Genomic DNA, 25520 nt, shown 5'->3' on the forward strand with positions numbered 1-25520 from the left:
TTCGGCGTGCCTTTCGCGTGCGCACGTTCGGCGTCCTGTCACCCGATGCGGAAGCGCTTTACGCGGGATGTGGTGCCTGCGACCAGTTCGATGCGACTGCGGGGAACCCCGAGATGTTCGGCGAGGACGCGGACCACCGCGTCATTCGCCTTTCCCTCGACCGCCCGCTCGCGCACGTAGACGGTCAACTCGCCGTCGGTACCGGTCTCGACCAGCGGCCCCTTGGTGCTGCCGGGTTTGACCCGCACCGAAACCACCTCGGCCATCGCCCTATTGAACGACGAGCACGCGCAAAATGCCAGCATTCGCGGCGCGTCGGCGTGCAAACACGCGAGCTCGCGGTGAAAGCCGGCCACCCGAGCTAGCGCGCGACGATCACCGACGAGCCGTGGCCGAAGAGGCCCTGGTTGGCGGTGATGCCGACCTTCGCGTTCTCGACCTGACGGCCCGTCGCCTGACCCTTGAGCTGCCAGGTCAATTCGCAGACCTGCGCGATGGCCTGGGCGGGGATGGCCTCGCCGAAGCTCGCCAGCCCGCCTGACGCGTTGACCGGGATCCGGCCGCCGATGGTCGTCGCCCCGCTGCGCAGCAGCTGCTCGGCCTCGCCCCTGGCGCACAGGCCCAGATGCTCGTACCAGTCGAGTTCCAGCGCGGTGGACAGGTCGTAGACCTCGGCCAGGCTGAGATCCTCGGGCCCGAGGCCGGCCTCGGCGTAGGCGGCGTCGAGGATCTGGTCCTTGAAGACCCGCTCCGGCGCCGGCACCACCGCGGTGGAATCCGTTGCAATATCGGGCAATTCGGGAAGATGCTGCGGATACTGCGGGGTCTGCAGGCTGACGGCCCGCACCGATGGCACACCCTCGACGGAGCCGAGGTGCTTCTCGGCGAACGACTTGCTCGCCACGATCAGCGCGGCCGCGCCGTCGGACGTCGCGCAGATGTCGAGCAGGCGCAGCGGGTCGGACACCACCGGGCTCGCGAGGACGTCCTCGACGGTGGCTTCCTTGCGGTAGCGCGCGTTCGGGTTGTCCAGCCCGTGCTTCGCGTTCTTGACCTTGACCTGCGCGAAGTCCTCCAGCGTGGCGCCGTAGAGGTCCATTCGCCGCCGCGCGAGCAGCGCGAAGTAGACGGTGTTGGTGGCGCCGATCAGGTGGAACCGCTGCCAGTCCGGGTCGTTCTTGCGCTCGCCGCCGACCGGGGCGAAGAAGCCCTTGGGGGTGGTGTCGGCGCCGATCACCAGCGCGACGTCGCAGAACCCGGCCAGGATCTGGGCACGGGCGCTCTGCAGCGCCTGCGAACCGCTGGCGCACGCGGCGTAGCTCGAGGTCACCGGGACGCCGTTCCAGCCCAGCTTCTGCGCGAACGTCGAGCCCGCGACGAAGCCCGGATAGCCGTTGCGGATCGTGTCGGCGCCCGCGACAAGTTGGATCTGGCGCCAGTCCAGACCGGCCTCGGCCAGCGCGGCGCGCGCGGCGACGACGCCGTATTCGGTGAAGTCGCGTCCCCACTTGCCCCAGGGGTGCATGCCCGCACCGAGGATGTAAACGGGTTCGGGACTCATGCGATCCTCCAGGCGTAGACGATGCGTTCGACGCCGTCGTCGTCGACGTACAGCGGCATGATGTCCAGCTCCATCTCCATCCCGACCTTCAGGTCGGCCGCGAGCGTGCCCTCGACGACCTTGCCCAGCACGATGATTCCCTCGTCGGCCAGCTCGACCGCCGCGACGGCGAAGGGCTCGAACGGGTCAGGGGACGGATAGGGCGGAGGTGGCGCGTACCGGTTCTCGGTGTAGCTCCACAGTTTCCCGCGGCGTGACAGCGGGACCTGAGCGAGGTCGTCACCGTCGCAGCCGGGGTTGGGGCAGTTGTTGGCCCTCGGCGGAAAGACGTAGGTCCCGCATTCGTGACATTTGCCGCCGATCAGGTACGGAGAGCCGGAACCGTCGGTGGCGAACCACCCGTCTACCGCGGGCTGCGTAGATGCTGACACGCGGGTCAGCGTACCGACTCCGACCTTGAAACTGAAACGTGTTCCAGTTCGGCTCCCCGTGGGGATGTTGGGATCGGTAGCGGATCGGCTCGTGTCGACTCGTGCGTGAGCAGCGTCCCGGACATCACCGTCTGGGACCCGGACAATCGGAGACCGATATGGGATTTTTCAAGAAGGCCAAGGAAGCGGCCGAGCAGGCACAGCAGGCGTTCGCTCCCCAGCCGGGGCCACAGGGTCCGGGCGCGATGCACGTTCACGGGGCCGGGCCGATCGATCCGGCCGCGTTCGGCGGCCCATCGACCCGGTCGGTGGCGGGGGACGACCCGATCTGGCAGCCCATCAACGGCATCTCACTCGAGGACTATGCCGCGCTCGCACGCGATGCACAGGCTCGTGGCATCAACGACGAGGCCGGCATGATCACCCTCGCCCAGGAACGCGGGTGGAACCCGACCGACACCAAGGCGGCACTGGACGGCTGGGTGCAGCGGATGGGCCAGTCGATGGCCGTCGGCCAGCAGTTCCGCAAGTTCCTCGGATACTGACGGGACCGGCCCAATGCCCAACCCGTTCAAGGACTGGGCGCGGATGTACGGCGCCAACAAGCAGTTCCTGGAGTCGCAGGGACGGCCGTCGTCGTTCCTCGGCCAGATCGGCGACATCCCGAACCGGATCCACGAGGCCGCCGACGCCGGCGAGATCGGCATGAAGATGATGCGGCACTCGCAGCTGACGAACGGCGGGGGCCTGGCGGCCACCGTCACCGTCGAGGGTGTCTGGACGGTCGGCTCCTACATGGATCTGTCGCCGGTCCTGCGTATCCAGGGTCGGGCGGTTCGTGACGACGGGTCGGCGTCCTACGGCGCCGTCTTCGACGAGGTGGTGACGCACCTACACACCGCTCGCGTGCAGCCTGGCCGGCTACTCGCGGTCTCGGTCGATCCGAAAAATCCTCACGACATGGCGATCGACTGGATCCGCACCGGTCAACTCGGCTCGCCACCATCGGGTTCCACCCGGGGGGAGCCGGGCGCGCGGCCGATCTGAGTCACCGCGCCGCATCGAGCAGGATGCGCAGCAGATCCTCTGGGTTGTCCCGCATCAGGTTGTGCTTGCCGTCGAGTTCGTGGGTGGTCCAGTGCGGATCATCGCGGACGCGGTCGTAGGACTCCTGTAGCGGCGACTCGCCCGGCCAGTCCTGCGCGTAGACGAACACGCGGCGGCGGAACCGGTTGAGGTCGCCCCGCAGACGCAGCGGCTGCATGACGGTGGCGAGCGGATGCGCGGTGGCGCGCTCATCGAAGAACGGCATCGGAGGCACCCCGAATCCCGTGTCGTCGACCTCGACGTACCACTGGCGCTCCTCGTCGTTGACGAGGTCCCAGCACGCCTCGCCGTCGCGGGGGACCACGGCGTCGAGGAACACCAGCGAATCCACGCGGTCGGGGATGCGGTCGGCGACACCGGTGATCACCATCCCGCCGTAGCTGTGCCCGACGAGGATCAGTTCATCGCTCGCGGTGGTGTCGTTCTCGACGGCGGCGAGGACGTCGGTGGTGTGGGTGTCGAGGTTGACCGCACCGGGCATCAGGTGGGAACGCTCGGCGACACCGGTCGGCGTGATCGCGAGGACGTGGTGGCCCGCTGACCGCAGTGATGCGGCCAGGCCGTCGAAACACCATGCGCCGTGGCACATTCCGGGAACGAGAACATAGGTCGTCATGGCTCCACGGTGGCCGAGGATGCATCTATAAGTCCAATAGAAACTTGCGACTCGAGCTATAACTAGGTCTTATGGAACTACGTCAGCTCGAGTATTTCGTCGCGGTCGTCGAGGAACGCAGTTTCACCAGGGCGGCCCGACGCGAACGGGTGGCCCAGCCCGCGGTCAGCGCTCAGATCCAGCGCCTCGAACGCCTGGTCGGGCAGCCGCTGCTGAACCGCACCAGCCGCGAGGTGCGGCTCACGCAGGCCGGTGCCGCGCTGCTGCCGCACGCCAGGGCCGCGCTCGCCGCGATCCGCGACGCGCAATCGGCCGTGGACGAAGTGGCAGATGTGGTTCGGGGTGCGGTGGCGATCGGAACCGTGACGCTGCACCCGATAGACGTCGCCGGGTTGATCGCCGACTTCCACGCGAGCCATCCGGCGGTCGAGATCACCCTGACCACCGACAATTCCGAAGTCCTCATCGACAAGCTCCAGGACGGTCTTCTGGACGTCGTGATCGTCTCGATCGGCGTCGACGAAGACCTGCCCGGCTCGGACATCGAGGTCATCACCGATGAGGCCATCGAAGCGGCGGTGGTCCGGGGGCACCCGCTGACGCGCCGCAAGTCGTTGCCGTTGGACAAGCTGTGTGAGCACCCGCTGATCTCGCTGCCCGTCGGCACCGGCCTGCGCTCCAGGCTCGACGCGGCCTGCGCGGCCGCGGGACTCCATCCACGAATCGCGTTCGAGGCCACCAACCCGCTGGAACTCGTCGAGCTGGCACGGCACGGCCTCGGGGTGGCGATCGTGCCACAGTCGATGGCGCGCGACCGGGCAGACCTGCATCCGATGAGACTGGACCCCGAGCTGCGGGGACGCCTGGTGTGGGCATGGCGCCGGGACATGGCCGGACCGGCGGCCCGCCGACTCTGTGACCGGGCCCGCCGGATGACCGCCGGCGGCTGATCACATGTCGTGGCCGGTGCCTAGAGTGAAGGCCGTGAGCCCAGCCAAGACCGCATCGGAAACCACGGCAGGCACGACAGCAGGCGCCGGTCAGGCCGGCGACAAGCCGACTCTGATGCTTCTGGACGGCAATTCGTTGGCGTTCCGCGCGTTCTACGCGCTGCCCGCCGAGAACTTCAAGACCCAGAGCGGGCTGACCACCAACGCGGTGTACGGCTTCACCGCCATGCTGATCAACCTGCTGCGCGACGAGCAGCCCAGCCACATCGCGGCCGCGTTCGACGTGTCCCGCCAGACGTTCCGGCTGGAGAAGTACCCCGAGTACAAGGCGGGCCGCTCCGCGACGCCCGACGAGTTCCGCGGTCAGATCGACATCACCAAGGAGGTGCTCGGCGCACTCGGCATCACGGTGCTCGCCGAGGCAGGCTTCGAGGCCGACGATGTGATCGCCACACTCGCCACCCAGGCCGAGGACGCCGGCTACCGGGTCCTGGTGGTCACCGGCGACCGGGACTCGCTGCAGCTGGTCAGCGACGACGTCACCGTGCTCTATCCCCGCAAGGGCGTCAGCGAGCTGACGCGGTTCACACCCGAGGCCGTCGTGGAGAAGTACGGGCTCACACCGCTTCAGTACCCGGACTTCGCGGCCCTGCGCGGTGACCCCAGCGACAACCTCCCCGGCATTCCTGGCGTGGGGGAGAAGACCGCGACCAAGTGGATCGCCGAATACGGTTCGCTCCAGGCACTGGTCGACAACGTGGACAAGGTCAAGGGCAAGGTCGGCGACGCGCTGCGTGCCCACGTCTCCAGTGTCGTGCTCAACCGGGAGCTCACCGATCTCGTCAAGGATGTGCCGCTGGCGCAGACGCCCGACACGCTGCGAATGCAGCCCTGGGATCGCGACCACATCCACCGCCTGTTCGACGACCTCGAGTTCCGGGTGCTGCGAGACCGCCTGTTCGACACGCTGGCCTCGGCCGACCCCGAGGTCGAGGAGGGTTTCGACGTCCGCGGCGGGGCGCTGGAGCCGGGAACGCTGGCGGCGTGGCTCGCCGAGCGCAGCCAGGGGCGGTTCGGGCTCGCGGTGGTCGGCAATCACCTCGCGTTCGACAGCGACGCCACCGCGGTGGCGATCGTCGCGGCCGACGGTGATGGCCGGTTCATCGACACCGCGACGATGGATCCCGGCGATGAAGCCGCGCTGGCGTCGTGGTTGGCCGACCCTGGCCCGTCGAAGGCGCTGCACGAGGCCAAGCTCGCGATGCACGACGTGCAGGGCCGCGGCTGGACGTTGGCCGGTGTCACCTCGGACACCGCGCTGGCTGCCTACCTGGTCCGCCCCGGGCAGCGCAGCTTCGCGCTCGACGACCTGTCCCTGCGGTACCTCAAGCGTGAGCTACGCGCGGATAACCCTGAGCAGCAACAGCTTTCACTGCTCGACGACAGCGACGGCGTCGACGACCAGGCGGTGCAGACGTTGCTGCTTCGTGCCGGTGCGGTCAAGGACCTCGCCGACGCGCTCGACGAGGAGCTGGCCCGCATCGACTCCTCGGAGCTGCTCGGCAACATGGAGCTGCCTGTGCAGCGCGTGCTGGCCGAGTTGGAGACGGCCGGTATCGCCGTGGACCTGGAGAAGCTCTCCGAGTTGCAGAGCGAGTTCGCCGGCCAGATCCGCGACGCCGCCGAAGGGGCGTATTCGGTGATCGGCAAGCAGATCAACCTCGGGTCGCCCAAGCAGCTGCAGGTCGTGCTGTTCGACGAACTGGAGATGCCGAAGACCAAGCGCACCAAGACCGGGTACACCACCGACGCGGATGCGCTGCAGTCCCTGTTCGACAAGACCGGGCATCCTTTCCTGCAGCACCTGTTGACCCACCGCGACGCCACCCGGCTGAAGGTGACCGTGGACGGGCTGCTCAACGCGGTCGCCTCCGACGGCCGCATTCATACGACGTTCAACCAGACGATCGCTGCGACCGGACGGCTGTCGTCCACCGAGCCCAACCTGCAGAACATCCCGATCAGGACCGAGGCCGGGCGGCGCATCCGTGATGCCTTCGTGGTCGGCTCGTCCGATGGGGCGGGTTACTCCGACCTGATGACGGCCGACTACAGCCAGATCGAGATGCGGATCATGGCGCATCTGTCCCAGGACGAGGGCCTGATCGAAGCGTTCAACACCGGTGAGGACCTGCACTCGTTCGTCGCATCCCGGGCGTTCTCGGTGCCGATCGACGAGGTCACCGCCGAACTGCGTCGTCGCGTCAAGGCCATGTCGTACGGGTTGGCCTACGGCCTGAGCGCCTACGGCCTGGCCGCTCAGCTGAAGATCTCCACCGAAGAGGCGAAGGTCCAGATGGACCAGTACTTCGACCGGTTCGGTGGAGTGCGTGACTACCTGCGTGACGTCGTCGACCAGGCCCGCAAGGACGGCTACACCTCGACGGTGTTCGGCAGGCGGCGCTACCTGCCGGAGCTGGACAGCAGCAACCGGAATGTCCGCGAGGCGGCCGAACGTGCTGCCCTCAACGCGCCGATCCAGGGGAGCGCCGCCGACATCATCAAGGTTGCGATGATCAACGTCGACCGGGCGATCAAGGACGCCGGGCTGACCTCACGGATGCTGCTGCAGGTGCACGACGAGTTGTTGTTCGAGGTCGCCGACGGCGAGCGCGACGCGCTCGACGCGCTGGTGCGCGAGCACATGGGCAATGCTTATCCGCTCAATGTGCCGCTGGAGGTCTCCGTCGGCTACGGCTGCAGCTGGGATTCGGCGGCGCATTAGGCCGGCCTCGTACGCTTCTGGATGTGAAGCCCGAGAAGCGTCGACGCGGTCGTCCGGTCGGCGGTGTACGCGATGTATCCCAACCGCAAAGCCCTCCTCGCGGCACTCAGCGACCGGACGGCGCAGTGTCTACTCGCCGAAATCACCCGCCGTACCGAGGCTGCGAGTTCCCACAGATGGATCAACGACGCTCCACCATGCGGCACGACTTCTCCTACGTCGCGGTGCAGGAGCCCGCGAGGTACCACTGCCATGGTGCCGCCCGGATCGATCATCGGACCGGGGTCAGCCAAATATACTGTGCGGCAGGCAATGTCCTCGTCGAGCCCACCTTTGTGGCGCGACCGGGGGGCGTCGCGGAGGACGACGGGTGGGTGCTCAGCGGGGGGTACGACGAGAGCCGGCATCGCAGCAGGCTGATGGTGTTCGACGCCGCTGACGGTCAGGTCGACGCCTCTCGGTTATGGTACTTCCCATAACGGTCCATCACGGCGCGAGGGTGAAGTTGTCGCGGGCGAACCGGTGGCAGTTGATCAGCGTCCGAAGCTGAGCCAGGGCGTCCTCCAGTGGAGTGATGCTGCGGTGAGCGCGGCACAACACGACCGCGCCCTCGATCGTGGCGATCGACAGCGTCGCGAGTTGGCGCGCCGTCGACTCGCTCATGCCTTCGGCCAGGAACGCGTTCGTCAGCGCGGTGGCCCACTGGTTGAAGAACCCGCGGGCCTTGTCGGCCAATTCCTCACTCTCCGTTCGGCTCACAGCCACCGCGACCACCGGGCACCCCGCCGTGTATCCACTGTCGGTCAAGACGTGGCGCCAGATGTCGATGAACTCCTGCAGTACCGACTCCGGTCCATCGGTCGCCGCCCTGTTCAACAGCGCCGAGACGGTGTTCCCCGCATACGTGAGCGCCTCGTCGAGCAACTCCGTCCGGCCCCCGGGGAAGTGGTAGTACACCGAACCCTTCGGGGCGCCGCTGCGCAGCAGGACCTCCTCGACGGTGAGTCCGTCGGCGCCCCGCTCACGCAGCACCTGCACGGCGGTGATGATCATTCCCCGGCGGGTATCCCGTGCCATCGGCCCTCCCCACATCAAAGAATCTGAGCATCAACGGGTTAAGCGACAGCACCGGTGCGGTGTGAAGCACGGACCCCGTTATGGTGGAAACCATAATAGCTGATGAGGTGCCGTCGTTGAGGAAGGACGATCACGATGCCGGACCATCCCTTCGACGACGCTCTCGAGTTGCGGCCCACGGACCCCGGCTGGGCACGTGGGCACACCCGGTCGCAATGGGCGAACATGGTCGGACCCTTCGGCGGCGTGACTGCGGCGCTGCTGCTACGCGCTGTCGAGAACCATCCCGACCGGATCGGCGAACCGGTGTCGCTCACGGTGAACTTCACCGCACCCGTGGCCGACGGCGCTTTCGACATCGCGTGCACGATCGTTCGGACCAATCGAACCAATCAGCACTGGCTGGTGGAGCTCTGGCAGGAGGGCTCGGTCAGGACCAATGCCACCGCGGTCTTCGGCATCCGGCGCGACACGTGGTCGGACACCGAACTCGAGCCCGCGGCGGTGCCCGGGCCGGAGGGGCTGGCGCCGACGGGACTGCCGGAATCCATCGTGTGGGCGCACAACTACGAGATGCGCTACGTCGAAGGGGCGGTGCCGGGCGACGCGGCCGAACCGGCGCCCTCGTCGGCCACCTCGCTCTGGGTGCGTGACCGGCGGGGCCGAGCCTTGGACTTCGCCGCGCTCACGGCGATGAGCGACATCTTCTATCCGCGCGTGTTCCTGCGCCGGGGTGCCATGTCGCCGGCCGGGACGATCTCGCTGACGACGTACTTCCACGCCGACGGACCCGACCTGGCGGCCGTGGACACCGATTTCATCCTGGGCCGCGCCCGGGCGCACCGGTTCTCCCGCGGGTACTTCGATCAGTCGGCTCAGATCTGGAGCCGGGCTGGTGAGCTGCTGGTCACCACCCACCAACTGGTCTATTTCAAGGACTGAGGAGTCACCGGCGCGCGGTAACCCGCCAGCTGTGTCAGCGCAGGTGCTGCGCTCCTTGCGGCGTACACCCCGTACGCCTGCTCGTAGAGCAGGCCGGTCACCCGCTGATCACCGAAACCGCGGTCGATGCGGTCCCGCACGAACGCCAACTCCACGACCTGGTGGGCGAACGTCTTGACCGACTCGCCGGCCTGCCTGCCGCCGAATCGCGTCGCCTCGGCGACCGCCAGCTTGCGGGTGCGGATGGAGCCCAGCCAGGTCGCCTCGTTGGGCGACACCACACCCGCGGCCACCATGCCGGGCAGCTTGGCGCTGACCACGTGCTGTTCCCGGCGCCTGCTGTTGACCGCGAGGGCGATGGCCAGCGCGAAGATCGGCACCATCCAGAACACGTAGAGGCCGAAATAGGCCCCGGCGCCCAGCAGTGACGAACCGTTCCACATGGAGTGCAGGACCACCGCCCCGACGTAACCGAGCAGGATGCAGCCGGCCTTGGCGACACCGCTTCGCCTGTGCAACGCGAACCACACGCCGACGGCGAGCAGCGTGGTGAACAGTGAGTGGGCGAACGGCGACATGACCAGCCGCAACGCGGCGGTGAACAGTGAATCGGCCAGGCTGTCGCCGTTGGCGATGTAGAGGATGTCCTCCAGCCAGGCGAACCCTGCTCCGACCAACCCGGCGTAGACCAGGCAGTCGGTCAGCGAGTTCAGCTCGTTGCGGCGCACGCCGGTCATCATGATCAGCAGGAACAGGCCCTTGGCGGCCTCCTCGGTGACCGGTGCCCCGACGATCAGCGTGAACGGGCTGATCGCCGACGAATGCGCGGTCCCGGCGGCGACCCAGGACTCGAGGGCGATCTGCAGTACCGAGGCGATGACCACCGCCGCCGACGTACCCCAGAGGAACGCGAACACGAGCAGTCGTGGCGGTTCGGGCTCCCACCGGTCCAGCCACAGGTAGGCCAGCACGACCAGCGTCATCGCGATGCTGGACAGCACGAAACCGACCGCTGTCCCGACCGGGTTGAGCGCGGTCAGCAGGATGACGATCAGACCCGCGAGAGTGCCGAGGGCGATGATCACCCCCAGCGGTGCGCCGACCTTGCGGACGCGGCGCCCGAACGGCGCTGGGAGTGGATGGGGCGGCCCCGGTGCGCCGGCGTATGACACCTCAGCAGGGTAGCCGCCAGCGGAACCGGGTTTGTCCTGCATGTGCCCCGTCGAGTAACCTCAACGTGTACCTGTGTGCGCATTACTCGCAGGTGCAAACCAAGAAACAAAAACTGTCCCTACGATCACCCTGTCCGGAGCAACCCACCACATGCCAAGTCCCTCCGTCACCTCGCCGCAAGTAGCCGTCAACGACATCGGCTCGGCTGAGGATTTTCTCGCCGCCATCGACAAGACCATCAAATACTTCAACGATGGCGACATCGTCGAAGGGACCATCGTCAAGGTCGACCGCGACGAAGTCTTGCTCGACATCGGCTACAAGACCGAAGGCGTCATCCCTTCTCGCGAGCTGTCCATCAAGCACGACGTCGACCCCAATGAGGTTGTGTCCGTCGGCGACGAGGTCGAAGCTCTGGTCCTCACCAAGGAGGACAAAGAAGGCCGCCTGATCCTGTCCAAGAAGCGTGCTCAGTACGAGCGCGCCTGGGGCACCATCGAGGAGCTCAAGGAGAAGGACGAGGCCGTCAAGGGCACCGTCATCGAGGTCGTCAAGGGTGGCCTGATCCTCGACATCGGCCTGCGCGGCTTCCTGCCCGCGTCGTTGGTCGAGATGCGTCGTGTCCGCGATCTGCAGCCGTACATCGGCAAGGAGATCGAGGCCAAGATCATCGAGCTCGACAAGAACCGCAACAACGTGGTGCTGTCCCGCCGCGCCTGGCTGGAGCAGACACAAAGCGAAGTTCGTAGTGAATTCTTGAACCAGCTCACCAAGGGCGCCATCCGCAAGGGTGTCGTGTCCTCGATCGTCAACTTCGGCGCGTTCGTCGATCTCGGCGGTGTCGACGGCCTGGTGCACGTCTCCGAGCTGTCCTGGAAGCACATCGACCACCCGTCCGAGGTCGTCCAGGTCGGCGACGAGGTCACCGTCGAGGTGCTCGACGTCGACATGGATCGCGAGCGGGTTTCGTTGTCGCTCAAGGCCACTCAGGAAGACCCGTGGCGCCACTTCGCCCGTACCCACGCGATCGGTCAGATCGTGCCCGGCAAGGTCACCAAGCTGGTGCCGTTCGGTGCGTTCGTCCGCGTCGAGGAGGGCATCGAGGGTCTGGTGCACATCTCCGAGCTGTCCGAGCGTCACGTCGAGGTCCCGGACCAGGTGGTCCAGGTCGGCGACGACGCGATGGTCAAGGTCATCGACATCGACCTGGAGCGGCGCCGGATCTCGCTGAGCCTCAAGCAGGCCAACGAGGACTACACCGAAGAGTTCGAGGCCTGGAAGTACGGCATGGCCGACAGCTACGACGAGCAGGGCAACTACATCTTCCCCGAGGGCTTCGACGCCGACACCAATGAGTGGCTCGAAGGCTTCGAGAAGCAGCGTGACGAGTGGGAGGCGCGGTACGCCGAGGCCGAGCGTCGTCACAAGATGCACACCGCGCAGATGGAGAAGTTCGCCGCTGCGGAGGCCGAGGAGGCTGCCAAGCCCGTCTCGAACGGTTCGTCCCGTTCCGAGGAGCCGTCGAGCGGTGGGTCGCTGGCCAGCGACGCCCAGCTCGCTGCGCTGCGCGAGAAGCTCGCAGGCAACGCTTAATCCGTAACCGACCGAAGGCCCCGGCTCATGCCGGGGTCTTCGTCGTTTCGCGGCCTGACAGACTGGTGCGGTGCTGCGCATTGGGTTGACCGGAGGAATCGGAGCGGGTAAGTCCACGGTGTCCGCCACGTTCAGTGAGCTCGGGGCCGTCGTCGTCGACGGGGACGTCATCGCCCGCGAGGTCGTCGAACCCGGCACCGAGGGACTGGCCAAGCTGGTCGAGGCGTTCGGCGACGGGATCCTGCAGGCGGACGGCGCCCTTGACAGACCGGCGCTGGCCGCGATCGCGTTCAGCGACGAGGACAAGCGCGCGACGCTGAACGGCATCGTGCATCCGCTTGTGGCGCACCGGCGTTCGGAGCTGATCGCGAATGCGCTCGAGGCCTCGAAGAACCCGGTGATCGTCGAGGACATTCCGTTGCTCGTGGAGTCGCAGATGGCCCCGATGTTCCCGTTGGTGGTAATCGTGCACGCCGACGAGGACCTTCGGGTACGCCGCCTCATCGAGTACCGTAACTTCAGCGAAGAGGACGCGCGGGCGCGCATCGCCGCGCAGGCCACCGAGGCGCAGCGGCGCGCAGTCGCCGATGTCTGGCTCGACAATTCCGGCACCGCCGCAGACCTCATCGAGAAGGCCCGTGCGCTCTGGCACGAACGCATCCAGCCGTTCGCCCACAACCTCCAGGCAGGCCATCCGGCGTACGCCGAGCCACACCTGGTGGCGTCGGACCCGCAGTGGCCCGCCCAGGCTCAACGCATCCTGGCGCGACTGCGCACCGCGTGTGGGCACCATGCGTCCAGGGTCGACCACGTCGGTTCCACCGCGGTTCCCGGCATGGCCGCCAAGGACGTCATCGACGTCCAGGTCACCGTCGCATCGCTGGAGGTCGCCGACGACCTCGCCGAGGCATTGCTGGCGGCCGGATATCCGCGCACGGCCGTCACGCACGATGTCGCCCACACCGACGATCCGTCCGAGTGGCGGAAGCGGCTGTACTGCTCGGCAGATCCGGGTCGCCCCACCAACGTGCACGTCCGGGTCGACGGCTGGCCGGGCCAGCAGTTCGCCCTGCTGTTCGTCGACTGGCTGAAGTCCAATCCGGCGGTCCAGGCGGATTATCTGGAGCTCAAGCGTCGGGTGGCATCCCAGGGGCATCGCGACACCGGCGCGTACGCCGAAGCGAAGGAGCCGTGGTTCCTGGACGCCTACTGCAGGGCCTGGGAGTGGGCGGACACCACCGGGTGGCGGCCCTAGGCCGGTGGCACCGAGGCGTCGGCCTGCGGCAGCGGGTCCGGACCCGGGTCGGTGGGGGTGGCACCGTCGATCGGAAGGTTCAACGGCGCGCCGCATTGAAGCACTCCGTACAGCGGATCGTCCTTCGGCCTGAACAGCCGGGGCGCGATGAACTGGTCGGCCTTGGCCACGACCTGGTCGTCGACCAGGATCTCGCAGTGCAGGTTGGATCCGTAGGGCCACTCGATCGAAAGCTCCATGCCCGCCAGGTTGGGGTCGTCCAGCACCGCGTTGATCTCGAAGGTCTGGCCGGGCAGCAGCGCGGGCTGCGCGCTGTTGACGTTCTGGTCATCCATCTTGTAGGCGACCACCGCTCCGCGCGATGTGCCGTCCGCCCGGGCGCGGTAGATGACGTTGTGCAGGATTTCGGGCTCGGCGGGCGCCGGTTGGGCCTCGGTCTGGGTGCCGTCGGGCTGGGCCGATGCGGCCGCCGGCGCCAGCAGGGCGGCCACCACCGCGGCCGCGGCTGCCGCAGTTGCCGTCCGGGTGCGCTTGGTGGGACCCACGTGACGAGAGAATACCGGCCGCCCCTGCCCGGACAAATACATAGTGGTTGCCATCGGAATCAAGATCGGCACCCGGCGGCCAACCGTTACACATCGTCGAGCAGCGTCGGCGTCAGCCGTCCGTGCCGCGCCAGGTCAGCGGCATACCTATGCCTGCAAGCCAGCGGTGCAGGTCGTAATCGTGCCTGGCCAGCGCGTCGACGGTGGTGACGGCGGTGCGGATGGCCCGTTCCCCGCACTCCGGCCTGAGCACGCCGTGTCGGACCGCGGCGAGAAGTTCGTCGACGTCGGTGATCTGCACCCCCGTGCCGGTGCTCAGGATCAGGTCGAGGTAGTGATCCTCGCCCTGCCACGCGGTCGGTCCCGGCAGGTAGTCGCCGATGTCGAGGTAGAAGTCCTGGTCGCGCTCGTGGCCCGGGTTGAAGTGGAACACCGTGACGCGAAGCCCCAGGGAGGGCAGCAGCCACGACTCGATGTAGTGGAACTGCGTGCGCCCCGGCGTCGGCCGGGCCATGTACAGCCCCCACGGCAGGACCGTGTAGACGTCCACCGCCCGGACAATGCCCTTGGGGTCGGTGTTGGTGTGCGCCGCGAGGTCGAATGTCTCGTGTTTGGGAGGGTGGATGCCGACCAGGATAAGCCCTGGTGGGGTTGGCGGGGCAGCGTCGGGAAGAGACGTTGTCGGTCCCGGGTTCTACCCTGGTGAACATGGCTTTCGCGACCGAACACCCGGTGCTCGCGCACTCCGAACACCGCCCCGTGGACCAGATCGTCCGCGCCGGGGGTCGCTTCGACGTGGTCAGCGAGTTCGAACCCGCCGGCGACCAGCCCGCAGCCATCGACGAACTCGAGCGCCGCATCCGCGAGGGGGAGCGTGACGTCGTGCTCCTCGGCGCCACCGGCACCGGCAAATCGGCCACCACCGCGTGGTTGATCGAGCGTCTCCAGCGTCCCACCCTGGTGATGGCGCCCAACAAGACGCTCGCCGCCCAGCTCGCCAACGAGCTTCGGGAGATGTTGCCGCACAACGCAGTCGAGTACTTCGTGTCGTACTACGACTACTACCAGCCCGAGGCCTACATCGCGCAGACCGACACCTACATCGAGAAGGACAGCTCGATCAACGACGACGTCGAGCGGTTGCGACACTCGGCCACGTCGAGCCTGCTGTCGCGCCGGGACGTGGTGGTGGTGGCCTCGGTGTCGTGCATCTACGGCCTGGGGACACCGCAGTCGTACCTGGACCGCTCGGTGGAACTGAACGTCGGCGACGAGGTGCCGCGCGACGCGCTGCTGCGGCTGCTGGTCGATGTGCAGTACAACCGCAACGACATGGCGTTCACCCGTGGGTCTTTCCGGGTGCGCGGAGACACGGTCGAGATCATCCCGTCCTACGAGGAACTCGCGGTGCGCATCGAGTACTTCGGGGACGAGATCGAGGCGCTCTACTACATGCACCCGTTGACCGGCGACGTGGTCCGCAAGGTTGAGTCGCTGCGGGTCTTCCCGGCAACGCACTACGTGGCGGGCCCCGAGCGGATGGCCCAGGCGATCTCGTCCATCGAGGCCGAGCTCGAGGAGCGGCTGGCCGAGCTCGAGGGTCAGGGCAAGCTGCTGGAGGCCCAGCGGCTGCGGATGCGGACCAACTACGACGTCGAGATGATGCGCCAGGTCGGGTTCTGCTCCGGCATCGAGAACTACTCCCGCCACATCGACGGACGCGGTCCCGGCACGGCGCCCGCAACCCTGATCGACTACTTCCCCGAGGATTTCCTGCTCGTCATCGACGAGTCGCACGTGACGGTGCCGCAGATCGGCGGCATGTACGAAGGCGACATGTCGCGCAAGCGCAACCTCGTCGACTTCGGTTTCCGGCTGCCGTCTGCTGTCGACAACCGGCCGTTGACGTGGGAGGAGTTCGCCGACCGGATCGGCCAGACGGTGTACCTGTCGGCCACCCCCGGCGCGTACGAGATCAGCCAGGCCGGCGGCGAGTTCGTCGAGCAGGTGATCCGGCCGACCGGCCTGGTCGACCCGCAGGTCATCGTCAAACCCACCAAGGGCCAGATCGACGACCTCATCGGGGAGATCCGCAAGCGCACCGAGCGCGACGAGCGGGTGTTGGTCACGACGTTGACGAAGAAGATGGCCGAGGACCTCACCGATTACCTGCTCGAGATGGGAATCCGGGTCCGATACCTGCACTCCGAGGTCGACACGCTGCGCCGGGTCGAGTTGCTGCGCCAACTGCGGCTCGGGGAGTACGACGTGCTCGTCGGCATCAACCTGCTCCGGGAGGGCCTCGACCTTCCCGAGGTGTCGCTGGTGGCGATCCTCGACGCCGACAAGGAAGGCTTTCTGCGCTCGCCGCGCAGCCTGATCCAGACCATCGGCCGCGCCGCCAGGAACGTGTCCGGCGAGGTGCACATGTATGCCGACACCATGACCGACTCGATGAAGCAGGCCATAGACGAGACGGATCGGCGCCGGGCGAAACAGATCGCCTACAACACCGAACATGGGATCGACCCGACTCCGTTGCGCAAGAAGATCGCCGACATCCTCGACCAGGTGTACCGCGAGGCCGACGACACCGAGTCCGTGGAGGTCGGCGGCTCCGGCCGCAACGCGTCCCGGGGCCGGCGCGCGCAGGGTGAGCCCGGCCGCGCGGTGAGCGCGGGGGTGTTCGAGGGCCGCGACACCTCGAACATGCCGCGGGCCGAGTTGGCTGATCTCATCAAGGACATGACCGCGCAGATGATGGCCGCCGCAAGGGATCTCCAGTTCGAGCTGGCGGCACGCATCCGTGATGAGATCGCCGACCTGAAGAAGGAACTCCGCGGCATGGATGCCGCCGGCCTCAAGTGAGTTGATCTCAAGGGCTGTTGAGGTTCTACGGTCTAGTTCGTGACCGACACCGCGATTCTCGCGACGGGCAGCTGGCGCGAGCTTGCGAGCCCGAAGACCCTCGGAGCCTGCACCGTGCTCGCCGGCGGGGTGGCGCTGTATGCCACCAACGAGTTCCTCACGATCAGCCTGATGCCCAGCGCCGTCGGCGATATCGGGGGCCAGCGGTTCTACGCCTGGGTGACGACGGTGTACCTCGTCGGTTCGGTGATGGCTGCGACGACGGTGCACTCCGTCCTGATGCGGCTGGGCCCGAGGTGGGCGTACCTGTCGGCCCTCAGCGTCTTCGGTCTGGGCAGCCTCGGCTGTGCCGCCGCGCCCAACATGGAGATGCTGCTCGTCGGCAGAACCGTCCAGGGCGCTGCGGGCGGTCTGCTCGCCGGGCTGGGGTACGCGGTGATCAACACAGCGCTGCCGAACTCGTTGTGGACGAAGGCATCTGCACTCGTGTCCGCGATGTGGGGCGTCGGGACGCTGCTCGGGCCCGCCGCGGGTGGGCTGTTCGCCCAATACAGTTCGTGGCGATGGGCGTTCGGCGCTCTCGTGGTGATGACCGCGACGATGTCGCTGTTGGTGCCGCTCGCCCTGCCGGGCCGCCGGGACACGACGGTCTCCATGGCCGAGGGGCGGGTCCGGATCCCGGTGTGGTCGTTGCTTCTCCTCGGCGGCGCCGCGCTGCTGGTCAGCGTCGCGGGTATACCGCGCCACGCATGGGCCACGGCGGTCCTGGTGGCGGCGGGGTTCGCACTCGTCGCGGTGTTTCTGGTCGTCGACCGTCGCCTTTCGGCATCGGTGTTGCCCCCCAGCGCTTTCGGCAAGGGGCCGCTGAAGTGGATCTACCTGACGTTGGGCGCGTTGATGGCCGCGACGATGGTGGACATGTACGTTCCGATGTTCGGTCAACGGCTGGCCCACCTGTCGCCGGTGGTTGCGGGGTTCCTCAGCGCGGGGCTGGCGATCGGCTGGACGGTGGGCGAGATCAGCAGCGCGTCGCTGACCCGCCACCACGTCATCGTCCGCACGGTCGCGGTCGCTCCGTTGGTGATGGCGACGGGTCTGACGATCGCCGCGCTGACCCAGCACGAGGACGCCTCGCCGGCGTTCGTGGCGCTGTGGGCCGTCGGCCTGGTGATCAGCGGTGCCGGTATCGGGGTCGCGTGGCCGCACCTGTCGGCGTGGGCGATGAGCAAGGTGGACGACCCCGCGGAAGGACCCGCGGCCGCGGCGGCCATCAACACCGTGCAGGTGATCTCGGCGGCGTTCGGTGCCGCACTCGCCGGCGTGGTGGTGAACCTCACCGACGTCGGGGACGCCACCGCCGCGCGCTGGCTGTTCGTCTCGTTCGCTGTGCTGGCGGCGCTGGCGGCGGTGGCGTCGACGAGGAGCGGCCGGCCTGCGGTGCGGACCGTCGGGTGACGATCACGGTGATCTGAAAGGTGTTCGGATCGAGCCGTGTTTGGCAGGGTTGTGCTCAACGCGGGTGTGGCTGAGTGGTCAGGCACCGGCCTGCAAAGCCGTTTACACGGGTTCGAATCCCGTCACTCGCTCGCGCTGGCATGATGTCCCTTTGCCGAACCACGGCGGAGAGGCGCAACGATGAGCAGCAACGTCGCGGAGAGCGATCTGGTCGGCGGGGTTCCCCGCCGACGCATTGTGATGGCCTCGATGGTCGGCACCACCATCGAGTTCTACGACTTCTACATCTACGCGACCGCAGCGGTCTCGGTGTTTCCGCATCTCTTCTTCCCGAAGAGTGATCCGACGACGGCGCTCCTGGCGTCGCTGGCCACCTTCGGCCTCGCGTTCGTCGCTCGTCCGGTCGGGTCGGTCCTGTTCGGACATTTCGGTGATCGAGTGGGCCGTAAGGCCACCCTCGTCGGCTCGCTGCTGTTGATGGGCGTCGCGACGTTCGCCATCGGGCTACTGCCGACCTACGCCCAGGCGGGGATCGTCGCACCCGCGCTGCTGGCGGTCCTGCGCTTCTCCCAAGGCCTGGCTCTGGGTGGCGAATGGAGTGGTGCGGCGCTGTTGGCCACCGAGACCGCAAAACCCGGCAAGCGCGGCTGGGCGGCAATGTGGCCGCAGCTCGGAGCGCCGATCGGGTTCCTGCTGGCCAACGGGTTGTTCCTGGCGCTCATCTTCTGGCTCGGACACAGCACCGCCGAGCCCGATGTCGACGGCACGTTCTTGACGTGGGGCTGGCGCATCCCGTTCCTGCTGAGCTCGGTGATGGTGGCCATCGGTCTCTACGTGCGGCTGCGCATCATCGAGACGCCCGTTTTCACCCGGGCGGTGGCGCGCGGCGAGAAGGTGAAAACGCCACTGGCTGAAGTATTCCGAAGCAGCTGGCGGCAACTGATCATCGGCACCTTCGTGATGTTGGCGACGTACACGATGTTCTACATCGTGACGACATGGGCGCTGAGCTTCGGCACCGGCAAGCGACCACCCGACGGCACCGGCCTCGGGTTCGCGTACGTCGATTTCCTGCAGCTACAGCTGATCGCCGTGGTGTTCTTCGCCGGCACGCTGCCGCTGTCGGGCTGGCTGGCCGACCGCTTCGGGCGTCGGCGGGTACTGTTGCTCGTCACGATCGGCATCATGGCCTACGGCGGGCTGTTCGCCCCGATGCTGGGCTCCGGCGACATCTCGTACGGCACGATGCTGCTCTTCCTGGTGATCGGGATGACGTTGATGGGCTTCACCTTCGGCCCGATGAGCGCCGTTCTGCCCGAGCTGTTCCCGACGAACGTGCGCTACACCGGATCGGGGATCTCCTACAACGTGGCGAGCATCCTCGGTGCTGCCGTGGCGCCGTTCATCGCGACCTGGTTGGCGACGCAGTACGGCGTCGGCTGGGTCGGCCTGTACCTGTTCATTGCGGCGTCGCTGAGCCTCGTGGCGATCCTGATCATGCGCGAAACCAAGGATGCGTCGCTGGACACCACCGACGACCATGCGGGGGTTGCCCGCTAAGAACCGATGTGACGCACCAACGTCCAGTGATTGCCCTCGCCGTCGCGGCGGTAGGAGAGTTCGTCGAGCACCCGGTAGGCGATGGCCAGGCCCCTCCCGCGTTCTGACATCTCGTCGGGCATGGCGACATGGGACAGGTCGACCGGTGCCGGATGGCCGTTGTCGGTGAAGGTGACCCGCACGACGCCGGGCACCACCTCGACCTCCATCCGCAGCCGCACCGGACCGCCGTCGCCAGAATGCTCGATGATGTTGGCACCGATCTCGCTCACGGCCAGATCGGTGTGCATGCGCACCAGTTCCGGGATGTCATGGGCGGACCACAGTTCGTCGAGGATCCGCTGGATCTTCTCGAGTGTCTCTGGGCCGGTGGTGGTTTCGAGAACGCGGCGCTCGTCAGGATTTGTCATCGAAAGCGCTTTCCGGGGACGGATGAGTCCGCAGCACCCTGTTGAGGTTGGTCAGTTCGAGCACCGTCGTGACCTGACGGCTCGGCGCGGCGATGCGCAGATCACCGCCGGCCTGCCTGGCCACCTTGAGCCCGGAGATCAACGCCCCCAGACCCGAGGAATCGATGAGTTCGGTCGTGCTGAGATCGACGACGACGTGCTTCTGCCCGCCGTCGACGAGCGCGTGCAGTTCCTTGCGCAAGGCGGGTGCCGCCACCATATTGAGTTTTCCCGTCGGTTTGATCACGACGACACCGGAATCCAGTGTGTTCCGCTCGAACTGACTCATCAAGTCCCTTCCGTTTCATGTCCGCGGTAACGCACCGCCTGGAACACCACGCTGAGAATGACCACGTCGAACAACACCCAGAACAGGTTCACTCCCACGCCGAGCACCGAGATTGCGCCGAAGTAGAGCTGCAAGATCCCGATCACCGACGCCACCGCGAGCAACGCGATGGCCGCCAGTTGCCACTTCACCAGGTGCCAGGGGATCGCTCCCGGCGCCTGGCGCGTCTTCGGCGTCACTGCGAACCCCAGCGGGCGGTCGAAGTAGACGTTGCGGAAAGCCGTGACGCAGGCCCGGATCCAGACCGGGAACAGCGCGAGGCTGTATTGCTGACCCCGCCAGGTCGGGGTTCCGCGGCTGATGATGATGAACATGAACTGGTTGAGCAGCAGGAACGGAATGAGACGGCCGAAGAAGTCCCAGCTGTATGCGTTGACGGGCAGGATGCCGAAGATCAGGTAGATGGCGGGTGCGGCGATGTAGGCCAGCGCCGCGAAGCCCGCCAGGTAACTCCACATCGTCGCCCAGTACATGAGCCGCTGACCGATGCTCAAGCCCTTCTGGACCAACGGGTTCTCCCGCAGCATGACCTGCACGGTGCCCTGAGCCCAGCGCAGCCGCTGCGTGAGCATGGTGCGGACGTCGTCGGGCGCCAGGCCTCGCGCCAGAACCTCGTGGTGGTAGGCCGACCGCCACCCCTGCGCATGCAGGCGCATGCACGTCGCCATGTCCTCGGTGACCGATATGGTCGCCATCGGCAGCATCGGCTGAGCCTCGTCGTCGCGCCCGACGTCGACGGCGCGGACCATGGCGCTGATCGATTCGAGTGCACCGAGCGGAGACCACTCGCGCATGGTCAGTGATTCGAGTGCCTCGTCGTCGAAGATCACCGCCGTCGACGTTTGTTCGGGGTCTTCCTGCAGCGCGGCGATGATTTCGAGGTCCGCCCGCATCGTGGTGACATCGGCTTCGACGATCGAGCGCGCCGCGGCGTCGACCCGTTGCTGGAACTCGTAGGTGATGTCGGCGAGGGGGCGTTCCTCCCGCAACTGGGCGCGGGCGTCACGGACGGCGACCCGAACGGCTTCGAGGGCGGTACGCACGTGCGGCTCGTCCGACCCGGGCTGTGCGGCAGCCTTTTTGAGGATCTTCCTGGCGGTGTACAGGGTGCGACGGATACCGTCTTCGACGGCGCGGACGTACCCGCGGATGCCGAGTTGCATCAGGGCTTCGCGGCGCAGCACGGCGTTGGAGCCGCAGAAGTAGGCGGCGTTCCATCCGTCTTTGCCCTGCTGGATGGGTCCGTAGAACAGGGGAGCCTGGCTGCCGAGAGGGTCGCTGAACGGCACGTTGTGGAAGTACTGCGGGGTCTGCACCAGGGCCATCTGCGGGTCACGGAAGTACCCGAGGGTGCGGTCGAGTATCTGTGGTTCGGGGACCTGATCGGCGTCGAGGATGAGAAGGAACTCGCCCTCGGTCTCGAACAGGGCGTTGTTGAGGTTTCCGGCCTTGGCGTGGCGGGGCTTGTCCGACCAGCTCATCGAACGCGTGATGTAGCCGATGTTGCGGTCGGCCGCGGCGGCTTCCAGCTCGCGCCGGTCGCCGTCATCGAGAATCCAAGTCCTGTGCGGGTATCGGATCGCCGCCGCGGCCTCCGCGGTCTCCATCACCATGCCGATCGGCTCGTTGTACGTGGTGATCAGGACATCGACCGTGGCACCTTCGGGGGGCGGGGGAGGCGGGTTCCGGCGGAGCAGCCGCCACATCGTCAGACTGAAGAGGAGCGAGTCGATGACGCTGTAGGTCTCGGCGATCACGAGGGGCACCGCGATCCACCACGCCGACCAGTTCACCGACGCGACCCAGCGCCACACGATGTAGTTGATGCCCAGCAACGCCGTGCACAGGATCAGAAGCCGCAACCACGGTGACGGATAGCTGCCGGCCGGTTCCCCCGGCAACCGATGTCTCATGACGGAAGCACACCGAGTGGCGGGCCGTTGCTGTTGAGTGGTTCTACCGCGCCGTCGAGCCGAATCACGGCGGCGATTCCGTGACCCGCGTCGATCTGCGCGGACGCGGCGTTGACGGCATCGGCGAGATCGCCTGCGCTGCCACAGGACTCGACCGCCCGGGAGGCCGCTCGCAACGCCGCGCGCACCGTCACCGTGAGTATCGCCGCACCCAGACCTTTGCCCATCACGTCAACACCCCGCAGTCCTCCCGGTCGGCGGTGACGTGGTGCAGCGCAGCGGCCATCGCTGAAGTCGACTCGGGGGAACTCGTGATTCGCCAGTCGGTCTCCTTGTCATGGTCGAACCAGATGAACCCGACGACCTCGGGTCGGGCGCTCAGATAGTCCACCAGTGCTCCGATCCAGTTCGCCTTGCAGCCGCCGGCTTCGGCGCACGCCACTTCAGCGATGACGACGGGCAGCGTGCCTGCGAACGTCCGGATCTCCTCCAGCGTCTCGTCGAAGAGGTCGGCGGGTTCGATCCAACCCCCCGAGTCCCGGGTGGTTCCCCAGTTGTATCCATCGACGCCGATGAGGTCGACGTACTCGTCGCCGGGGTACCATTGTTCGAGCCGTGGACTCGAGGGCAACCCGGCGTTCGGAGACCACATCCAGCGCACCCCGGTGGCGCCCTCCTGTGTGAAGATGTCGTGGAGCCGGCGCCACACCTGGATGTACCTCGCGGGTTCGGTTCCCGCGGACGGACTCCACGGGTACCAGTGACCGTTGAACTCGTGACCGAATCTGAGATCGACGGTGACACCCGATGCGCACAGTTCCCTCGCCCAGTGCCGTACATGCTCGTCGTAGACCCCGACGTGAAGCAGATGCATCAGTGGGGCGGGCCGCGCATCCCAGCGCCAGGGTTCCCACGTGATGACCGGCCGGGCGCCGAGTTGGCAGACTGCTCTGACCGCGTCGACCGGGGGTGCCGCGTCGAACTCCTCGTACCACAGCACCCAATCGAGTGGTCGACCGACGGCGTCGGCCGTGGCCGTGAGCTCGTCGATAGCAAACGGCCCGCCCCCCGTGGAAAGGCCGAACAGAAGACGGTCGTGCAGGGTCCCCACCCAGTAGAGACTAGGGCAAACACCGGTTGCCCGGCGGGGATCCGGACTTTGCGCCGCCCCGGTACCAGACAACACGATCAGCAATCGGCGGGAGCACACCCTGCCTCCATCGAGAAGGTCGGCTCGCGCCGGCGCGCGGTCTCAACGGCCATCAAAGTCATTGCCGGCCAACCGGCTTCGATCGAGCGGCTGGGCGCTATGACGTCGGCCGGCAGTTACGTGCCACCCCCAGCGCCGAAGTGGATTATCCGCGCTTCCGGCTCTTCTGGGATTTTGTTGCAACACAAATCGGCAACTGTTCGATCACCGTTGCGTTGCCACCGGGTGCGCATTTGCTGAAATGTGTCAACGTTGTCGGGTGCGCACACGCCGGCTCGCCCGTTTCCTCTGTGTTGGGGCGGTGACAGCGACATTCTTGTCCGGCGCCAATGTCGATACTTCCGTTGCTGCGGCAGCCTCGTGCCCCGATGTCGAGGTGGTCTTCGCCCGTGGCACCAGTGACAAGGCCGGGTTCGGCTTGATAGGCAGGGCTTTCATCAACTCGTTGAGGTGGAAGCTGCGCGGCAAGACGATCTCGACGTACGCCGTCGACTACCCGGCCAGCTGGAATTTCCCCAAGTCGACTTCCCAGGGCGCACAGGACGCCAACAGGCACGTCCAACAGGTGGCGGGTCTATGCCCGGAAACCAAGATCGTGCTCGGTGGAATGTCGCAAGGTTCAGCTGTGATCGATCTGATCACCATCGGCAACCGCCGAATCTGGTTCTTCACACCCGCACCGCTGCCCGACACGATGGTGAATCATGTCGCCGCAGTCGCTGTGTTCGGCAATCCGTCCCGCGACCGGCCAGCGCTCGGCCCGCTCACCGAGATCAGCCCGCAGTACGGGCACAAGGCGATCGACCTGTGCGCCACCGGGGATCCCTACTGTTCGACAGGCAACAACCCGTTCGCCCACTACTCCTATCTGTGGAATGGGATGGTGAATGAGGCGGCGATGTATGTGGCGCGCAAAGTGCTCAACGAGGAGGCCTGACGACGCGATGCCGGCGTCATCGCTGTCTTGTCACTGAGGGGGCTCCGCCCGGTATCGGTTCGATAAACGCGGCAATTACGACTTGAGTAAGTTCAGTAACCGACTACGTTCTCAACAGGTGGGGGCGCCGAAGAGAGTTCAAGGAAACACCATGTCACCCACCATGAATCGCATCGGCGTCGCGACTGTTGTCACGGCGAGCGTGGTCTGGCCGCTGCTGTTGTGGTGCGGACCTGCCTCCGCCGAGCCGAGTCCCGGTGTGCCGTGTTTCGACATGGTGCAACAGTTGGCCGCCGAGCCGCCCAGCGTTCCCGAATCCCTCGACGCCGCCGCCAGTGCGTTGAACAGCGTTGTGCCCGAAGCATCTTCGCCACTTCCGCCGGTGCCCGTGGCAGATGTGGTGCACGGCATGACGGCGCTGGCGGCGTCTGGGCCGGTGCCGCCCCCGATCGAGGCGGCTCCCATGGCGGAGCTGGTGCAGTCCGCCGCCGTTGCTGCGCCTGCTGCACCTTCGGTTCCGCTCGGCGCAGTGCCGATTCCTGTTGCGGTGCCGCCGGTTCCACCCGTTCCGGTGATTGCCGACCTTCCTGCGGCAGCAGCCGTCATCGAGGCCGCCGCGCCGGTGCCGCCGGTGCCGCCGGCGATACCGACCCCTGAGCCTGCATCGGTGGAGGCGCTTCCGGGAGCGCCGGCGGCCGTGCCCCCGGCTGCGCCGCCCGAGGCGGCTCCGATCCCGGCGGCGGC

General features: G+C 66.9%; 25 protein-coding genes, 1 tRNA gene and 1 pseudogene. 14 read left to right on the top strand and 13 right to left on the bottom strand.

Annotated features, from left to right (window positions below; genetic code table 11):
• Nucleotides 1–38: 38 nt before the first annotated feature.
• The 3 genes from H7I57_RS18760 to H7I57_RS18770 form a co-directional block, all read right to left on the bottom strand.
• Nucleotides 39–266, bottom strand: coding sequence for a DUF167 domain-containing protein (locus H7I57_RS18760; protein WP_264025233.1), 228 nt, complete (start codon nucleotides 264–266; stop codon nucleotides 39–41).
• A 95-nt stretch (nucleotides 267–361) separates the two neighbouring features.
• Complete coding sequence (locus H7I57_RS18765; RefSeq protein WP_264025235.1) at nucleotides 362–1561, bottom strand: lipid-transfer protein; 1200 nt, start codon at nucleotides 1559–1561, stop codon at nucleotides 362–364.
• The gene (locus H7I57_RS18770) at nucleotides 1558–1992 is read right to left on the bottom strand and encodes a Zn-ribbon domain-containing OB-fold protein (RefSeq protein WP_264025236.1); all 435 of its coding nucleotides are present in this window, start codon (nucleotides 1990–1992) and stop codon (nucleotides 1558–1560) included. Before H7I57_RS18770 ends, H7I57_RS18765 begins: the two co-directional genes overlap by 4 nt.
• Nucleotides 1993–2150: 158 nt before the next feature.
• Here H7I57_RS18770 and H7I57_RS18775 point away from each other — a divergent pair, with 158 nt between their 5' ends.
• Together H7I57_RS18775 and H7I57_RS18780 are read left to right on the top strand one after the other, a co-directional pair.
• Nucleotides 2151–2537, top strand: a complete 387-nt coding sequence (locus H7I57_RS18775; RefSeq protein ID WP_264025238.1) for a hypothetical protein — start codon at nucleotides 2151–2153, stop codon at nucleotides 2535–2537.
• Between the two features lie 13 nt (nucleotides 2538–2550).
• Nucleotides 2551–3039: a hypothetical protein gene (locus H7I57_RS18780; protein WP_264025239.1), complete on the top strand. Its 489-nt coding sequence runs from the start codon at nucleotides 2551–2553 to the stop codon at nucleotides 3037–3039.
• A gap of 1 nt (nucleotide 3040) precedes the next feature.
• Here H7I57_RS18780 and H7I57_RS18785 read toward each other — a convergent pair whose 3' ends face one another.
• Nucleotides 3041–3715, bottom strand: coding sequence for an alpha/beta fold hydrolase (locus H7I57_RS18785; protein ID WP_264025241.1), 675 nt, complete (start codon nucleotides 3713–3715; stop codon nucleotides 3041–3043).
• 71 nt (nucleotides 3716–3786) lie between these two features.
• Between H7I57_RS18785 and H7I57_RS18790 the strand changes: the two genes are divergently transcribed.
• From H7I57_RS18790 to H7I57_RS18805, 3 genes are all read left to right on the top strand, one after another.
• Nucleotides 3787–4665 carry a LysR family transcriptional regulator gene (locus tag H7I57_RS18790; protein ID WP_264025243.1) on the top strand — a complete coding sequence of 293 codons (879 nt, stop codon included), beginning with the start codon at nucleotides 3787–3789 and terminating at the stop codon, nucleotides 4663–4665.
• 34 nt (nucleotides 4666–4699) lie between these two features.
• Nucleotides 4700–7450, top strand: coding sequence for a DNA polymerase I (gene polA, locus H7I57_RS18795; RefSeq protein ID WP_308204378.1), 2751 nt, complete (start codon nucleotides 4700–4702; stop codon nucleotides 7448–7450).
• 176 nt (nucleotides 7451–7626) lie between these two features.
• Nucleotides 7627–7929, top strand: a complete 303-nt coding sequence (locus H7I57_RS18805; RefSeq protein WP_372510278.1) for a carotenoid oxygenase family protein — start codon at nucleotides 7627–7629, stop codon at nucleotides 7927–7929.
• A gap of 7 nt (nucleotides 7930–7936) precedes the next feature.
• On the opposite strand, the gene H7I57_RS18810 is transcribed toward H7I57_RS18805, so the two are convergent.
• A complete protein-coding gene (locus H7I57_RS18810) occupies nucleotides 7937–8527 on the bottom strand; it encodes a TetR/AcrR family transcriptional regulator (protein WP_264025245.1) in 591 nt (196 codons plus the stop codon).
• 135 nt (nucleotides 8528–8662) lie between these two features.
• Between H7I57_RS18810 and H7I57_RS18815 the strand changes: the two genes are divergently transcribed.
• Nucleotides 8663–9469, top strand: a complete 807-nt coding sequence (locus H7I57_RS18815) for an acyl-CoA thioesterase (RefSeq protein WP_264025246.1) — start codon at nucleotides 8663–8665, stop codon at nucleotides 9467–9469.
• Here the strand turns inward: H7I57_RS18815 and H7I57_RS18820 are convergent.
• Nucleotides 9454–10641 carry a PrsW family intramembrane metalloprotease gene (locus H7I57_RS18820; RefSeq protein WP_264025247.1) on the bottom strand — a complete coding sequence of 396 codons (1188 nt, stop codon included), beginning with the start codon at nucleotides 10639–10641 and terminating at the stop codon, nucleotides 9454–9456. The two genes, H7I57_RS18815 and H7I57_RS18820, sit on opposite strands and share 16 nt — an antisense overlap.
• 151 nt (nucleotides 10642–10792) lie before the next feature.
• Between H7I57_RS18820 and rpsA the strand changes: the two genes are divergently transcribed.
• Both rpsA and coaE read left to right on the top strand, forming a co-directional pair.
• Nucleotides 10793–12235: a 30S ribosomal protein S1 gene (rpsA, locus tag H7I57_RS18825; RefSeq protein ID WP_264025249.1), complete on the top strand. Its 1443-nt coding sequence runs from the start codon at nucleotides 10793–10795 to the stop codon at nucleotides 12233–12235.
• A gap of 70 nt (nucleotides 12236–12305) precedes the next feature.
• Nucleotides 12306–13490 (top strand): dephospho-CoA kinase, encoded by a 1185-nt coding sequence (gene coaE / locus H7I57_RS18830; protein WP_264025251.1) that lies wholly within the window; start codon nucleotides 12306–12308, stop codon nucleotides 13488–13490.
• Here the strand turns inward: coaE and H7I57_RS18835 are convergent.
• Nucleotides 13487–14035 (bottom strand): hypothetical protein, encoded by a 549-nt coding sequence (locus tag H7I57_RS18835; RefSeq protein WP_264025253.1) that lies wholly within the window; start codon nucleotides 14033–14035, stop codon nucleotides 13487–13489. The two genes, coaE and H7I57_RS18835, sit on opposite strands and share 4 nt — an antisense overlap.
• A gap of 112 nt (nucleotides 14036–14147) precedes the next feature.
• Nucleotides 14148–14660 (bottom strand): ribonuclease FAU-1 family protein, encoded by a 513-nt coding sequence (locus tag H7I57_RS18840; RefSeq protein ID WP_264025283.1) that lies wholly within the window; start codon nucleotides 14658–14660, stop codon nucleotides 14148–14150.
• A gap of 83 nt (nucleotides 14661–14743) precedes the next feature.
• Between H7I57_RS18840 and uvrB the strand changes: the two genes are divergently transcribed.
• The 4 genes from uvrB (at nucleotide 14744) to H7I57_RS18860 (ending at nucleotide 19918) form a co-directional block, all read left to right on the top strand.
• Nucleotides 14744–16903 (top strand): excinuclease ABC subunit UvrB, encoded by a 2160-nt coding sequence (gene uvrB, locus H7I57_RS18845; RefSeq protein WP_264025255.1) that lies wholly within the window; start codon nucleotides 14744–14746, stop codon nucleotides 16901–16903.
• Between the two features lie 39 nt (nucleotides 16904–16942).
• The gene (locus H7I57_RS18850; protein ID WP_264025256.1) at nucleotides 16943–18358 is read left to right on the top strand and encodes an MFS transporter; all 1416 of its coding nucleotides are present in this window, start codon (nucleotides 16943–16945) and stop codon (nucleotides 18356–18358) included.
• A 60-nt stretch (nucleotides 18359–18418) separates the two neighbouring features.
• Nucleotides 18419–18489 (top strand) — tRNA-Cys (locus H7I57_RS18855).
• 49 nt (nucleotides 18490–18538) lie between these two features.
• Nucleotides 18539–19918, top strand: coding sequence for an MFS transporter (locus tag H7I57_RS18860; RefSeq protein ID WP_264025258.1), 1380 nt, complete (start codon nucleotides 18539–18541; stop codon nucleotides 19916–19918).
• On the opposite strand, the gene H7I57_RS18865 is transcribed toward H7I57_RS18860, so the two are convergent.
• From H7I57_RS18865 to H7I57_RS18885, 5 genes are read right to left on the bottom strand one after another with little or no spacing between them, the layout of a single operon-like run.
• Nucleotides 19915–20328, bottom strand: a complete 414-nt coding sequence (locus tag H7I57_RS18865) for an ATP-binding protein (RefSeq protein ID WP_264025259.1) — start codon at nucleotides 20326–20328, stop codon at nucleotides 19915–19917. The genes H7I57_RS18860 and H7I57_RS18865 overlap by 4 nt on opposite strands.
• Nucleotides 20315–20656, bottom strand: a complete 342-nt coding sequence (locus H7I57_RS18870; protein WP_264025260.1) for an STAS domain-containing protein — start codon at nucleotides 20654–20656, stop codon at nucleotides 20315–20317. Before H7I57_RS18870 ends, H7I57_RS18865 begins: the two co-directional genes overlap by 14 nt.
• A complete protein-coding gene (locus H7I57_RS18875; protein WP_264025263.1) occupies nucleotides 20656–22629 on the bottom strand; it encodes a glycosyltransferase in 1974 nt (657 codons plus the stop codon). Before H7I57_RS18875 ends, H7I57_RS18870 begins: the two co-directional genes overlap by 1 nt.
• The gene (locus tag H7I57_RS18880; RefSeq protein ID WP_308204379.1) at nucleotides 22626–22859 is read right to left on the bottom strand and encodes a hypothetical protein; all 234 of its coding nucleotides are present in this window, start codon (nucleotides 22857–22859) and stop codon (nucleotides 22626–22628) included. The genes H7I57_RS18875 and H7I57_RS18880 overlap by 4 nt, the downstream gene beginning before the upstream one ends.
• Nucleotides 22856–23740 (bottom strand): glycoside hydrolase family 26 protein, encoded by an 885-nt coding sequence (locus tag H7I57_RS18885; RefSeq protein ID WP_264025265.1) that lies wholly within the window; start codon nucleotides 23738–23740, stop codon nucleotides 22856–22858. Before H7I57_RS18885 ends, H7I57_RS18880 begins: the two co-directional genes overlap by 4 nt.
• Nucleotides 23741–24140: 400 nt before the next feature.
• Between H7I57_RS18885 and H7I57_RS18890 the strand changes: the two genes are divergently transcribed.
• Both H7I57_RS18890 and H7I57_RS18895 read left to right on the top strand, forming a co-directional pair.
• Nucleotides 24141–24776 (top strand): cutinase family protein, encoded by a 636-nt coding sequence (locus tag H7I57_RS18890; protein ID WP_264025267.1) that lies wholly within the window; start codon nucleotides 24141–24143, stop codon nucleotides 24774–24776.
• A 151-nt stretch (nucleotides 24777–24927) separates the two neighbouring features.
• A pseudogene (locus H7I57_RS18895) lies at nucleotides 24928–25520 on the top strand (hypothetical protein); the annotation flags it as partial.

The organism is Mycolicibacterium pyrenivorans (assembly GCF_025821625.1).
GTDB lineage: Bacteria > Actinomycetota > Actinomycetes > Mycobacteriales > Mycobacteriaceae > Mycobacterium > Mycobacterium pyrenivorans.

Coding starts and splice junctions, on each gene's coding strand:
- H7I57_RS18760 (WP_264025233.1), bottom strand. CDS start 266: ATGGCCGAGGTGGTTTCGGTGCGGGTCAAACCCGGCAGCACCAAGGGG.
- H7I57_RS18765 (WP_264025235.1), bottom strand. CDS start 1,561: ATGAGTCCCGAACCCGTTTACATCCTCGGTGCGGGCATGCACCCCTGG.
- H7I57_RS18775 (WP_264025238.1), top strand. CDS start 2,151: ATGGGATTTTTCAAGAAGGCCAAGGAAGCGGCCGAGCAGGCACAGCAG.
- H7I57_RS18780 (WP_264025239.1), top strand. CDS start 2,551: ATGCCCAACCCGTTCAAGGACTGGGCGCGGATGTACGGCGCCAACAAG.
- H7I57_RS18785 (WP_264025241.1), bottom strand. CDS start 3,715: ATGACGACCTATGTTCTCGTTCCCGGAATGTGCCACGGCGCATGGTGT.
- H7I57_RS18790 (WP_264025243.1), top strand. CDS start 3,787: ATGGAACTACGTCAGCTCGAGTATTTCGTCGCGGTCGTCGAGGAACGC.
- H7I57_RS18805 (WP_372510278.1), top strand. CDS start 7,627: ATGGATCAACGACGCTCCACCATGCGGCACGACTTCTCCTACGTCGCG.
- H7I57_RS18810 (WP_264025245.1), bottom strand. CDS start 8,527: ATGGCACGGGATACCCGCCGGGGAATGATCATCACCGCCGTGCAGGTG.
- H7I57_RS18815 (WP_264025246.1), top strand. CDS start 8,663: ATGCCGGACCATCCCTTCGACGACGCTCTCGAGTTGCGGCCCACGGAC.
- rpsA (WP_264025249.1), top strand. CDS start 10,793: ATGCCAAGTCCCTCCGTCACCTCGCCGCAAGTAGCCGTCAACGACATC.
- uvrB (WP_264025255.1), top strand. CDS start 14,744: ATGGCTTTCGCGACCGAACACCCGGTGCTCGCGCACTCCGAACACCGC.
- H7I57_RS18860 (WP_264025258.1), top strand. CDS start 18,539: ATGAGCAGCAACGTCGCGGAGAGCGATCTGGTCGGCGGGGTTCCCCGC.
- H7I57_RS18865 (WP_264025259.1), bottom strand. CDS start 20,328: ATGACAAATCCTGACGAGCGCCGCGTTCTCGAAACCACCACCGGCCCA.
- H7I57_RS18870 (WP_264025260.1), bottom strand. CDS start 20,656: ATGAGTCAGTTCGAGCGGAACACACTGGATTCCGGTGTCGTCGTGATC.
- H7I57_RS18875 (WP_264025263.1), bottom strand. CDS start 22,629: ATGAGACATCGGTTGCCGGGGGAACCGGCCGGCAGCTATCCGTCACCG.